This window comes from Desulfoscipio sp. XC116 (assembly GCF_039851975.1).
Classification (GTDB): domain Bacteria; phylum Bacillota; class Desulfotomaculia; order Desulfotomaculales; family Desulfallaceae; genus Sporotomaculum.
Genome location: NZ_CP156660.1, coordinates 1,654,905 through 1,668,029, shown reverse-complemented (window position 1 = coordinate 1,668,029; position 13,125 = coordinate 1,654,905). Strand labels below are relative to the sequence as shown.

Sequence of the window (13,125 nt, the reverse complement as noted above, 5' to 3'; positions counted from 1 at the left end):
GTAATGCCAAGGTTTAGAGATATAAGCCTGACCAGTCGGCCTTCGAACAAGTCGCCACGGGTTATTGAACCTAAAAACGTCAAGCGCACTGTTGACCCTGCGGCTCTTGAGATGATCGATGTGGCCAAAGAAAAAGGGATAATTACAGCTTTTGACCGGGTACTGGCCCAACAGCCGCAATGTCAATTCGGCTATAAAGGTATTTGCTGCCGTTTCTGCATGATGGGTCCCTGCCGTATTAAAGCAGATGAAGGCCCTGCCAGCAGAGGTATCTGTGGCGCCAATGCCTGGACCATCGTAGCTCGCAGCGTTGGCCTGATGATCCTCACAGGCTGCGCGTCCCACGCTCAGCACGGTAATCACATTGCTCACGTACTGCATATGATCGCCGAAGGCCACGCGCCGGATTATTCTATTAAAGACCCGGAAAAGCTGCTTAGAATCTGCCGCAAGGTAGACATTGAAACAGAAGGTAAAGATAATAACACCTTGGCCAAAGAACTGGCTGAAAAAGCGCTGGAAGACTTCAAACGGCTTAAAGGCGAAGGCGAAGCCACCTGGATTGCCAATATGGTTACCAAAGAAAGAAATGCGAACTATCGGGAACGCAATGTAATGCCCCACGGGGTTCATGCCACTATTTCCGATTTGGTCACTCAAGCCCATGTAGGTATGGACAATGACCCCGTAAACCTGGTATTCAGTGCGGTACGGGTAGGTTTGGCCGACCTGGCCGGCAAGTGGATTGCCACCGACATTTCGGATATTATTTTTGGCACACCCCAACCTGTGATGAGCGAGGCCAATATGGGCGTGCTGGAGCCTTCTAAAGTCAATATTGTTCTACACGGTCATAACCCGCTGCTCAGTGAAATGATCGTTGCTGCGGCCAGGGAATTGGAAGATGAAGCCAAGGCTGCGGGCGCCGCGGGTATTCAGCTCTCCGGCATCTGCTGCACCGGTAACGAAGTGCTTATGCGCCAAGGGATACCCCTGGTTACTTCTTTCTCATCCCAGGAACTGGCCATTTGCACCGGCGCCGTGGACTGCATGGTAGTTGACGTACAGTGCATTATGCCGGGTTTGAACACCGTAGCCCAATGCTTCGGCACCAAACTGATCACAACTTCAGATCTCGTTAAGAACCCTGGCACTATGCACATCGACTATCAGGAAGCCACGGCGATGGAAAACGCCAAAGAAGTAATCCATTACGGCATTGAGGCCTTCAAAGAGCGCGGCAATCGTCCGGTGCACATCCCCAATGTGAAGAATAAGGTTGTGGCCGGTTGGAGTCTGGAAGCTATTTTGGAAGTATTTAAGTCCGTTAATCCCGATAATCCCATCAGAGTTTTAAATGATGCCATAATGAACGGCGAGGTAAAAGGCGTAGCCTTTATGGTAGGCTGCTCCAACCTGAAAACCTTCCAGGATCAGGCGCACATCGAAATCGCCAAAGGCATGCTGCAAAATGACGTATTTGTTATTTCAACCGGTTGCCATGCCCAGGCTTGTGCCAAGGCCGGACTGATGGATCCCGGCAAGGTGGATGAATATTGCGGCGATGGACTCAAGAGTTTCTATAAGCGCATCAGTGCCAACGCCAACCTGAAGTATGGCCTGCCGCCGATATTCCACATTGGATCTTGTGTGGACAACTCCCGGGCAGCTGAGCTGTTGATGTTAATGGCGGGAGATTTAGGCGTAGACACCCCGAAGGTGCCTTTTGTAGCTTCTGCTCCTGAAGCCATGAGTGGTAAAGCTACCAGTATCGGCACCTGGGCTGTAACCATTGGACTACCCACCCATGTGGGTACCATGCCGCCGGTGGAAGGCTGCGATCTTATTTACAGCATCCTTACCCAAATAGCCGGCGACGTGTTTGGCGGTTATTTCATTCTCGAGCCCGATATCGAAACATCTATTCAAAAACTGCTTAACGCTCTGGAATACAGAGCTTGGAAATTGGGCGTACACCGCCGGGTGGCTGAGGATTTGGATACCAGCCTGTGCCAAAACTGGTAAAATACCACGAAAGGGAGGGAATTAGAAGTGAGCGAAGCTATTAACTTTGATCAAATTTTCGAAGGCGCCATCGAAGCGGGCAAGGAGCCCAAAAAGCTGTTCAAGGAAGCCTACGAGGGCACTATTACCGCCCTCAGCTACGCGGAGATACTGCTCAATCAGGCTATCCGCACCTACGGCAAGGATCAACCCGTAGCTTATCCTGATACTGCTTACTTTCTGCCGGTCATCCGCTGCTTAAGCGGTGAAGAAATCAAAACTCTGGGCGACTGTGTACCGGTGCTCAACCGTATGCGGGCCGCCGTTAAAGAAGAAAAAACTTTTGCCAACGCCCGCAAGTGGGGCGAAGCTACCTGGTACGCCGCCGATATTATCGAGGCTGTCAGGTATATTAAAAACACTCCCGAAAATCCGCTGCACGTAGCTCCCTGGACCGGGTTCGTCGGGGATCCCGTGGTACGCCAGTACGGCACCAAAATGGTGGACTGGACCATCCCCGGTGAAGCTGTAATCCTGGGTCGCGCCAAGGACAGCAAGTCGGCCAAGAAAATTGTGGACAGTCTGATGGCCAAAGGCATGATGCTGTTCTTGTGTGACGAAATAATTGAGCAATTACTTGAAGAAGGCGTCAAGCTGGGTGTGGATTACATCGCCTACCCGCTGGGCAATTTCACTCAAGTTGTTCACGCCGCCAACTACGCACTGCGTGCCGGTATGATGTTCGGCGGTATTAAGCCGGGCAACTACAACGCTCAGCGCGATTACCAGCGCCGCCGCGTGCTGGCCTTCATCCTGTACCTGGGCGAACATGACATGGTCAAGACCGCCGCCGCCATGGGCGCCATCAACGTGGGCTTCCCGGTCATCACCGACCAGGAGCTGCCCGAGGACAAGCAAATTAAAGACTGGTTCGTCAGCGAGCCCGACTATGAGAAGATCGTACAAACCTGTCTGGAAGTACGGGGCATTAAAATTACCTCCGTGGATATCGACGTGCCCATTACCGTGGGTCCCGCCTTTGAAGGCGAGTCCATCCGCAAGAAGGATATGTACGTTGAATTCGGCGGCACCAAGACCCCCGGCTTCGAGCTGGTGCGCATGGGTGACGACACCATTGAAGACGGTAAAATCGAGCTTGTCGGCCCGGACGTCGACACCGTACCCGAAGGCAGCCGGATGCCCATCGGTATCGTCGTGGACGTATACGGCCGCAAGATGGAAGAAGACTTTGAACCCGTGCTGGAGCGCCGCATCCACTACTTCTCCAACTACGGCGAAGGTTTGTGGCACACGGCCCAGCGGGATATCAACTGGATTCGGATCAGTAAAGAAGCCTATGCCAAGGGCTTCCGCTTAAAGCATATCGGCGAAATACTGTACGCCAAGTTTAAATCCGAATTCTCCGCTATCGTGGACCGCATTGCGGTTACCATTTACAGTGACGAGCAAAAAGTGCTGGAAATGCGCGAATTGGCCCGCGAATATTACAAGAAGCGTGACGACCGCCTTAAAGAACTGCGGGACGAGAAAGTGGACACCTTTTACTCCTGCACCCTGTGCCAGAGCTTTGCGCCCACCCACGTGTGCGTGATCGCCCCCGAGCGAGTCGGTCTGTGCGGCGCGGTGAGCTGGCTGGATGCCAAAGCGGCTTATGAAATTAACCCGCACGGCGCCAATCAGCCCGTTCCCAAGGAAGGCGTAATAGACGAAGTCAAGGGCCAGTGGAAGTCCTTTAACGAATTCACATTTGTTAACTCTCAGCGCACTGTTGAGGCCGTTAACTTCTATACCATTATGGAATACCCGATGACCTCCTGCGGCTGCTTTGAGTGCATCCTGGCCATGGTGCCCGAATGCAACGGCTTTATGGTCGTAAACCGGGAGCACGGCGGCATGACCCCGTCCGGTATGACCTTCTCCACGCTGGCCGGCACCATCGGCGGCGGCGCTCAGATGCCCGGCTTCATGGGCATCGGCAAATCATACCTGGGCTCACCCAAGTTTGTGCCCGCCGACGGCGGCTTGGGCAGGCTGGTGTGGATACCCAAGGCACTGAAGGAAGAGCTGCGGCCCGCCCTGGAAGAAGCGGCGGAAAACGCCAGTTTGGGCAAAGACTTTGTGGATAAGATTGCCGACGAAACCGTAGGTACCAGCGGCGAGGAAATTATGTCCTTCCTGGAAGAGAAAGGGCACCCCGCACTGACTATGGATCCGTTGATGTAACAGCATAGTATTTCCTTTCGAGTTTCCGGCACGCTAATGACGGAACAAGACAGAAGGAGACACGCCACCCAACAACGTAAAGGGGACATATCTCTTATGAGCTATGTCCCCAATATAGGGTCTGTCTCCAACTAAGCTCCGCATATGTGGCCGCATATATGACAAGCGATTATCGAGAAAGGAGTTTGGAGTAATGGGTTTAACAGGTTTAGAGATTTTTAAACAACTACCAAAAACAAATTGTAAAGATTGTGGACAGCCGACTTGCTTGGCCTTTGCCATGCAACTGGCCAGTGGCAAAGCCAGCTTGGACAAATGCCCGCACGTTAGTGATGCCGCTAAGGAAGCCCTCGATTCCGCATCGGCACCCCCGGTTGCATTAGTTAAAATAGGCAAAGGTGAAAAAGAAATTGAGCTGGGCAACGAAACCGTGCTCTTCCGTCATGACAAACGTTTTGAGCATCCCACGGGCATTGCCATCACTGTTAATGACAATGACAGCGATATTGCCGATAAAGTTCAGGCTATTAACAAGCTGGTCTTTGACCGCGTGGGTCAAATTCACAAAGTTAACCTGGTAGCTGTAAGTAACGCCTCCGGCGATGCCGCCAAGTTTGCTGAAGCAGTTAAAACGGTTCAGGATAACGCTGATTTCGCATTGATGCTGATCAGTGAAGACGCGGCCGCCATGGAAAAAGCATTGGAAGTTGCCGGTGCCAATGCACCGCTTATTTGCGGCGCCAACGCTGCTAATTTTGATGCTATGCTTGCCCTGGCGAAAAAATATGACGCCCCGCTGGTTGTGAAAGGCGCCGACCTGAACGAGCTGGCTGCGCTTGTGGAAAAAGCCGGCTACAAGAAACTTATCCTTGATTCCGGTGCCCGGGAAGTAAATAAAGTGCTGGCCGACCAAACCCAGATTCGCCGGCAGGCACTGAAAAAGTTCCGCCCCTTTGGTTATCCCACCATTACTTTTGCGGATAACCCGGATCCTATCCAGGCCATTGTTGACGCAGGTGTATACATTGCCAAGTACGCCGGTATCGTGGTTCTTAACACCGCCGATCCCGCCGACGTGCTGCCGCTGATTACTCTGCGTCTGAACATTTACACCGACCCGCAAAAACCGATTGCCGTGGAGTCCAAGCTTTATGAAGTAGGTACACCCGGTCCGGATGCTCCGGTATTTGTAACCACCAACTTCTCATTAACCTACTTCTGTGTACAGGGCGACGTGGAAGCCGGACGTATTCCCGCTTACATCATGCCGGTGGACACCGACGGTATATCTGTATTAACCGGCTGGGCCGCTGGTAAATTTACACCTGAGAAAATTACGGATATGTTAAATTCCTGCGGCATTGCCGATAAAGTCTCCCATAAGAAAATTATCATTCCCGGCGGTGTAGCTGTATTAAGCGGTAAGCTTCAGGAACTCAGCGGCTGGGAAGTGCTGGTTGGCCCGCGGGAATCCGCCGGTATTCCTTCCTTCATTAAGCAACGCTGGAATGCTTAATAAACATTAATGCGGTTAGTGCAATTTTTTTGTTGAGCGGTGTGGCCAATGACCATCCTGTAATGAGTTATAATAACTTATATACCAAAAAAGGAGGATGCACATCATGTCATTTAACATAGCAGTGGCCGGGAAAGGTGGTACAGGTAAAACCACATTATGCTCTCTTATTATCCGACAATTAATTAAATCCGGTAAGAAACCGGTATTTGCAGTGGACGCCGATGCCAACGCCAATTTAAACGAGGCGCTGGGCATGGAAATTGAGGGCTCCATTGCCGATATAATGGTACGTATCAATAATAACCTGGAGCCCCTGCCGGCAGGCATGACCAAAGACCAATTCGTAGCCTATAAAGTACATCAATCGCTTTCCGAGGGTGATGATGTGGACTTGCTGGTTATGGGCGGTCCGGAAGGAGCAGGTTGTTATTGTTATGCCAACAATTTGCTGCGCGGATTTGTAGCCGAGCTGAGCAATAATTACCCGTATATGGTAATGGACAATGAGGCCGGTATGGAACATTTAAGCAGGCGTACTACTCAAAATATTGATGTTTTGTTCATTACCAGTGATTCTTCCGCTCGGGGTATTCGATCGGCCGGCAGGGTTAAGGAATTAGTAGATAATTTAAAGCTGGACATTAAAAAAATGTACTTGGTGGTATCACGGGTAAATATAAGTAATTTTGATGCACTCAAATCAGAAATTGAAAAAACCGGCCTGGAGTTAATCGCTACCATGCCTTTGGATGAACAAGTCATGGAATTTGACCTGTTAAGCAAACCTCTGATAGATTTGCCCGATGATTCACCGGTTGTGGCGGTTGTTGACGATATACTGAAAAAAGCCGCCATACTGTAACACCGCAAAATTATGCTTTTTTAACGCAGAAAGGAGCGGAACCAATGGCTGTTACTATAGCTAAAGAAAAATGGACTAGCAAAGTGGGCGAAATGGTGCTGGGTGCCGACTCTTCCGTAAAAGTCGGCGGAGAAAGTACACTGCCATTTCTGCAATTTGAAGGGGCTATACCCAATAAACCTATCCTGGCACTTGAAGTATGGGATTTAGAACCGGTAGATTGGCCGGAAATCTTAAAGGCACCTTTTGATGGTGTATTGGCCGACCCCGTGGCCTGGGCTAAAAAGAACGTTGCATACGGTGCAGACGCTGTTGCCCTGCGTTTTATGAGCGCGCATCCTGATTATAAAGATGCTTCTCCGGAAGAGTGCGCCGCCACAGCTAAAGCAGTGGCCGAAGCTGTAAACGTGCCTTTGATTCTTGTCGGCTGCGGTGTAGAAGAAAAAGACGCCGAAGTGCTGGAAAAAGTAGGCGAGGCACTGAATGGCAAAAACTGCCTGATTGGCTGCGCCACTGAGAAAAACTATAAAACCCTTACAGCAACCGCTATGGTCAACGGTCACAGTGTGATAGCTTCCAGCCCGCTGGATATTAACCTGGCCAAGCAGCTTAACATTTTAATGACCGAAATGAATCTCCCGGCCAGCCGGATTGCCATCGACCCGCTGGTAGGAGCGCTGGGATACGGTATTGAATATGCCTACTCCATTATGGAAAGATCCAGAATGGGTGCTCTGATGGGCGACAAAATGTTGGCCATGCCGGTAATCTGCTTCGTTGGTCAGGAAGCCTGGAAAGCCAAGGAAGCCAAGAGTCCGGACGATGAATCGCCGGAATGGGGCGCCCAGGATCGTCGGGCCCTCCTGTGGGAAGTTCTCACCACCACTACATTTGCTCAAGCCGGTGGATCAGTATTTGTACTGCGCCACCCTGAAACAGTAAAGCAAGTCAAAGTTCATATAGATAAAATGATGGAGAGCAATGTTTATTAATATTTAAAAGGAGGTTAGAATATGATCCTTATTGGTGAACGGATCAATGGCATGTTCAAGGATATCCAGGAAGCTATCCAGAACAAAAATCCTGAGTCTGTCCATTACTGGGCCAAACGCCAGTATGAAAAGTGCGCTACCTATCTTGATATCAACACCGGACCGACTGTGGAAAAAGAAGATCAGCCCGCCGTCATGGAGTGGCTGGTAAAAATCGCCCAGGAAGCTGCTCCCCTGCCGTGCTGCATTGATTCCACCAACCCCGATGCTATTGAAGCAGGCCTAAAAGTACACCAGGGCAAAGCCATGATTAATTCAACGACTGCGGACCAATGGAAAATGGATATTTATATTCCTATGGCCGCTAAATACAACGCAGCTATTATCGGTTTAGCCATGAACGAAAAGGGCGTGCCTAAAAGCGCTGCCGACCGGGTAGCCCTGGCTATGGAGATAGTTGTTAACTGCGACATGAACGGTATACCCATGGAAGATTTGTACATCGACCCGCTAATGCTGCCCTGCAACGTAGCCCAGGAGCACGGCGTGGAAGTGCTGGAAACATTAAGGCAGATTAAGACTTTGGCTGACCCGGCACCCCGCACCACCATGGGACTGAGCAACGCATCCCAGCGCTGCACCAACCGCCATCTGATCAACCGCACCTTCCTCATCATGAGCATGGCCAATGGTCTTGACTCAGCCATTGCCGATGTGGATGACGATGAGTTATTGGATGCCGTTGCATCAGCCAAATTATTACTGAACCAAGATATCTATTGTGATTCTTACCTGAAAACATTTAGACAGCGTTAGTATATTTATACCATGAATTAATCATATCGTAACAAGGCTACTATTAGTGGTTGCCTTGTTACGATAAGTTTTTTGTTACAATGTTTAATTTTTGATATTTGAGGCGTTCATTTAAAGGAATTAATGAAACTATGTAGAAATTATCATAAAAAGGTATGCCATTCACAAAGCGCCTCAATAGCAAGGGAATAACTTCCTGTCCCTGTGGGTGATGGTATTTAACCTAACCAAAAGCCGAAACTAGGAGGATGGGTGTGATGCAAAGATGACTACCAAACCCGATAAAGCCGGAGCAGTATTAGTGGTTGGTTCGGGCATAGCCGGTATTCAAGCCTCGCTTGACCTGGCTGAATCAGGTTATTACGTGCATTTAGTTGAAAAAGAGCCTGCCATTGGCGGCGTCATGCCAATGCTGGACAAAACCTTCCCTACCAACGACTGTTCCATGTGCATCTTATCGCCCAAACTGGTAGAATGCGGGCGTCACTTAAATGTAGAGACGCACACTTACGCTGAAGTAGCAGATATTCAAGGTGAACCTGGTAATTTTAAGGTTAAGATTAAACAGCGTCCGCGTTACGTTGAATTAGACAAATGTACTGGTTGTGGCGAATGCGCAAATGCATGTCCTGTTGAAGTAAAAAGTGAATTTAACCAGGGATTGGAATCTCGCAAAGCAATCTACAAGCATTACGCACAGGCTTTTCCCAACGCTTACGTAATTGATAAGGTCGGCACCCCGCCTTGCCGCGCTGCATGTCCTGCAGGAGTGAACGCGCAAGGTTATGTGCAGTTGATCAAGCTGGGTAAATTTACTGAAGCCTGGGAATTGATCTATCGGGACAATCCTTTCCCGGCCGCATGCGGTAGGGTCTGTACCCACCCGTGCCAGTCCAAATGCCACCGGGCAACAATTGACGAACCAATCAACATTATGCAGCTTAAGAGAGTTGCCTCGGACTATGCTTACAACAGTTTGGACAATTTACCGCTGCCCCAAGTGGAAGAGCAAAAAGAGCAAAAAATTGCTGTCATCGGCGCCGGTCCGGCAGGTATGTCCTGCGCTTATCAATTGGCCAAAAAAGGTTATGGCGTAACTGTATACGAAGCACTGCCGGTTGGTGGCGGTATGATGCGTGTCGGTATCCCGGAATACAGATTGCCTAAAAAATGGTTGGACATTGAATTTGGACTTTTTGAGAAATTAGGTATTAAAATTGTCTACAATACCCGCTTGGGTAAAGACATCACCGTTCAAGGTCTCATGGATGACGGTTTCTCAGCAGTATTTGTCGCCATTGGAGCTCACAAGGGAACGTTGCTGGGAATTCCCGGTGAGGATCTGGGAGGAGTAATTCACGGCGTTGAATTTTTAAGGCAAAATGCTCTTGGCGAAAAAGTTAAAATTGGCAAGAGAGTTGCTGTAATCGGCGGCGGTAATACAGCCATGGACTGTGCCAGGACAGCTGTACGTTTAGGCGCGGAATCAGTAAGCATTGTATACCGCAGAACCGAAGCCGAGATTACCGCTTTACCGGAAGAAATTGCTGAAGCCAAAGAAGAAGGCATAATATTTACCATGCTTACCAGTCCCAAAACCTTTATTGGTGAGGACGGCAAGTTAACCCAAGTTGAATGCTTGCAAAATGAATTGGGTGAGCCCGACAGCAGCGGCAGAAGAAGACCTGTAGCAGTATCCGGCAGTGAATACACAATGGATATTGATACAGTCATTTTAGCTGTTGGACAACGACCTGACGCACAGGCGGTAGAGAATACCGGCATTGGTAAAGGAAGAGGCAACACACTGGCAGCCGACCCTGAAACATTGGCTACAGATATGCCCGGCGTTTTTGCCGGCGGCGATGCCGTAACCGGTCCCAAAACGGTTGTTGAAGCTATAGCAGCCGGTAAAGTTGCCTCCGATTCAATTGTCTTATATCTGGGAGGAAACGATTTAAAAGCCGACAGGCAGTTTAAAGTCCCAGAGGAAGATATTGTACCATTCAGATTTGAGAATGAAAGTATACCCACTAAAAAGCCGGATCATATCTCGCATGCGGAAATAACCGACAGAGTCAGCTCCTTTGTTGAGGTATCCAACGGCTATACATTGGAACAAGCTAAGAAAGAAGCTGAGCGCTGTCTCAATTGCGGTGTTTGCTCAGAGTGCCTGCAGTGTGAGAAAGCCTGCCTGGCGCATGCCATTAACCACAATATGCAGGCGGAAGAGTTTGAAATTGAAGTCGGCGCAGTACTGCTATGTCCCGGATTTGAAAAGTTTGACTCATCCGAGCTGCATTATTATGGCTATGGAAAACTGCCTAATGTAGTGAGCAGCCTTGAATTTGAACGTATATTAAGCGCATCCGGTCCGTTCGGCGGCCACTTAATGCGTCCTTCCGACCATAAGGAACCGAAAAAGATCGCCTGGATTCAATGCGCCGGCTCGCGCAACTGCAAAATCGGCAAAGGCTACTGCTCATCGGTTTGCTGTATGTACGCCATAAAAGAAGCGGTCATTGCTAAAGAGCATGCTCCATACCCATTGGAAGCCGCCATATTCTATATGGATATGAGAACTTACGGTAAAGATTTTGAAAAATATTACGAACGGGCTCAAAATGAGCAGGGTGTGAGGTTTATACGTTCCAGGGTATACGAATTGGTTGATGCCAACGATGGCACCGGCAACGTCAAGATCCGCTATACCTTCGAAGACGGCACAATTCAAGAAGAGGATTTCGATCTGGTTGTACTGTCCATTGGCATGAATCCACCTCAAGACATGGTTAAACTTGCCGGTGAAGTAGGTATTAGCCTTAACAAATATAACTTTGCCGAACCCTTGAATCTCACAGGTGTTGGCACCAGCAAGCCGGGCGTATTTGTAGCCGGTGCATTCAGCGGCCCGAGAGATATTCCCGAAACTGTAATGCAGGCCAGCGCTGCTGCCAGTGATTGCGGTTCATTATTGGCGGATGTCAGAGGTACGCTGGTAAAAACAAAAGAATACCCGCCGCAGAAAGATGTCAGCGGCGAACCTGTACGTACAGGTGTGTTTATTTGCCACTGCGGTATCAACATTGGTGGTATTGTTAATGTACCCGAAGTTGTTGAATACGCTAAGACATTACCTGGTGTGGCCTTTGCAGATGACAACATGTATACCTGCTCACAGGATACGGCAATGTTAATTAAGCAAGCAATTCATGAGCACAATCTTAACCGTGTGGTCGTTGCCTCATGCAGCCCGAGAACACACGAACCATTGTTCCAGGAAACATTAAAAGAAGCCGGCCTGAACCCCAACCTCTTTGAAATGGCCAATATTCGTGACCAGTGCTCTTGGGTGCACATGCGCGAACCCGAAAAGGCTACCGCCAAGGCTAAAGACCTGGTTAAAATGGCTATTTATAAAGCTGCGTTGTTAGAGCCGGTTCAAGCGGTAACCCTAGATATGAACCACGACGTTCTGATAATCGGTGGCGGTATTGCCGGTATGACCGCGGCATTAAGCATGGCCAAGCAAGGCTATAAGGTCAGCCTGGTGGAAAAATCAGACAAGTTGGGCGGTATTGCCAACAGAATCAAGTACGGCATGAATGGCGATGATGTACAAGCATTTGTGGCCGACCTGTCCAGCCAGATAAACGCCAACGATTTAATTAGTGTATATACGGGTACTGAAGTAGCTGATATTCAAGGTTTTGTAGGAAACTACGCAACAAAATTATCCACCGGTGATGAAATTAAGCATGGTGTGGCCATTATTGCTACCGGTGCTCAAGAGTACAAACCCAATGAATATCTCTATGGTCAAAATGATAAAGTTAAAACCCTGCTGGAACTTGAAGAAGATTTGGCCGGCGGTAAACTTGCAGGCTCGAATAACTTCGTTCTTATACAATGTGTTGGTTCCCGGGATAGCGAACGTCCCTATTGCAGTCGGATTTGCTGCACCAAATCCATCAAACAAGCTTTAAAAATCAAAGAATTAAATCCCACTGCCAATGTTTTCATTCTGTATCGCGATATTAGGACGTATGGCTTCCAAGAAGACATGTACACCGAAGCTCGCCGTAAGGGCGTAATCTTCGTCCGCTATTCAATCAATGATAAGCCTGTGGTTGAAGCTAACGGCGACAAGTTAAAAGTTACTGTTATGGATCATGTGTTGCGCGTACCCTTGACAATTGATGCTGATGTAGTCGGTTTGGCGGCAGCTATTGTGCCCAATGACAATACCCAGCTGTCTAAATTCTTCAAGGTTCCGTTGAATCAGGAAGGTTTCTTCCTGGAAGCACATATGAAGCTGCGTCCGGTGGACTTCAGCACGGATGGTGTTTTCATGTGCGGGCTGGCTCACGGACCCAAAAATATTGATGAAAACATTGCCCAAGCCAAAGCCGCCGTTGGACGGGCCTGTACAATTCTGGCCAAAAGCACTATTACCGTGGAAGGCAAGTGCGCTTTTGTCAATACTAAGAAGTGCGCCGGCTGCGGCGAGTGTGAAGCAGTTTGTCCGGCCAAAGCCGTGCAAGTTGATCCGGTGGAAAAAGTAGCTGTGGTTAATGAAGCCCTGTGTAAAGGGTGCGGCGCCTGTTCGTCTTCTTGCCGTTGCGGAGCAATAAACGTCAAGGGCTGCACCAACCAACAATTCGTAGCCATGTTAAACGCGCTATAGA

7 protein-coding genes are annotated in these 13,125 nt (G+C 49.3%); all 7 read left to right on the top strand.

What is annotated here, in order from left to right; all coding sequences use genetic code 11:
• The first annotated feature begins 3 nt into the window (after positions 1–3).
• The 7 genes from cooS (at position 4) to ABDB91_RS07865 (ending at position 13,124) form a co-directional block, all read left to right on the top strand.
• Entirely contained in the window at positions 4–2,025 is a 2,022-nt protein-coding gene (gene cooS / locus ABDB91_RS07895) for an anaerobic carbon-monoxide dehydrogenase catalytic subunit (RefSeq protein WP_347491061.1), read from the top strand.
• A gap of 27 nt (positions 2,026–2,052) precedes the next feature.
• On the top strand, positions 2,053–4,248 hold the full coding sequence (acsB, locus tag ABDB91_RS07890) for an acetyl-CoA decarbonylase/synthase complex subunit alpha/beta (RefSeq protein WP_347491060.1): 2,196 nt from the start codon (positions 2,053–2,055) through the stop codon (positions 4,246–4,248).
• 193 nt (positions 4,249–4,441) lie between these two features.
• Positions 4,442–5,764: an acetyl-CoA decarbonylase/synthase complex subunit gamma gene (acsC, locus tag ABDB91_RS07885; RefSeq protein WP_347491059.1), complete on the top strand. Its 1,323-nt coding sequence runs from the start codon at positions 4,442–4,444 to the stop codon at positions 5,762–5,764.
• Between the two features lie 106 nt (positions 5,765–5,870).
• The gene (locus tag ABDB91_RS07880; RefSeq protein ID WP_347491058.1) at positions 5,871–6,629 is read left to right on the top strand and encodes an AAA family ATPase; all 759 of its coding nucleotides are present in this window, start codon (positions 5,871–5,873) and stop codon (positions 6,627–6,629) included.
• A gap of 44 nt (positions 6,630–6,673) precedes the next feature.
• Entirely contained in the window at positions 6,674–7,621 is a 948-nt protein-coding gene (locus tag ABDB91_RS07875) for an acetyl-CoA decarbonylase/synthase complex subunit delta (RefSeq protein ID WP_347491057.1), read from the top strand.
• 21 nt (positions 7,622–7,642) lie between these two features.
• The gene (locus tag ABDB91_RS07870) at positions 7,643–8,437 is read left to right on the top strand and encodes a methyltetrahydrofolate cobalamin methyltransferase (RefSeq protein ID WP_347491056.1); all 795 of its coding nucleotides are present in this window, start codon (positions 7,643–7,645) and stop codon (positions 8,435–8,437) included.
• A gap of 265 nt (positions 8,438–8,702) precedes the next feature.
• The gene (locus ABDB91_RS07865; protein ID WP_347491055.1) at positions 8,703–13,124 is read left to right on the top strand and encodes an NAD(P)-binding protein; all 4,422 of its coding nucleotides are present in this window, start codon (positions 8,703–8,705) and stop codon (positions 13,122–13,124) included.
• The last annotated feature ends 1 nt before the right edge of the window (position 13,125 follow it).

Excerpts from the sequence above, each read along its gene's own strand:
- ABDB91_RS07880 (WP_347491058.1), top strand. The coding sequence starts at position 5,871 with ATGTCATTTAACATAGCAGTGGCCGGGAAAGGTGGTACAGGTAAAACC.
- cooS (WP_347491061.1), top strand. The coding sequence starts at position 4 with ATGCCAAGGTTTAGAGATATAAGCCTGACCAGTCGGCCTTCGAACAAG.
- ABDB91_RS07865 (WP_347491055.1), top strand. The coding sequence starts at position 8,703 with ATGACTACCAAACCCGATAAAGCCGGAGCAGTATTAGTGGTTGGTTCG.
- ABDB91_RS07875 (WP_347491057.1), top strand. The coding sequence starts at position 6,674 with ATGGCTGTTACTATAGCTAAAGAAAAATGGACTAGCAAAGTGGGCGAA.
- acsC (WP_347491059.1), top strand. The coding sequence starts at position 4,442 with ATGGGTTTAACAGGTTTAGAGATTTTTAAACAACTACCAAAAACAAAT.
- ABDB91_RS07870 (WP_347491056.1), top strand. The coding sequence starts at position 7,643 with ATGATCCTTATTGGTGAACGGATCAATGGCATGTTCAAGGATATCCAG.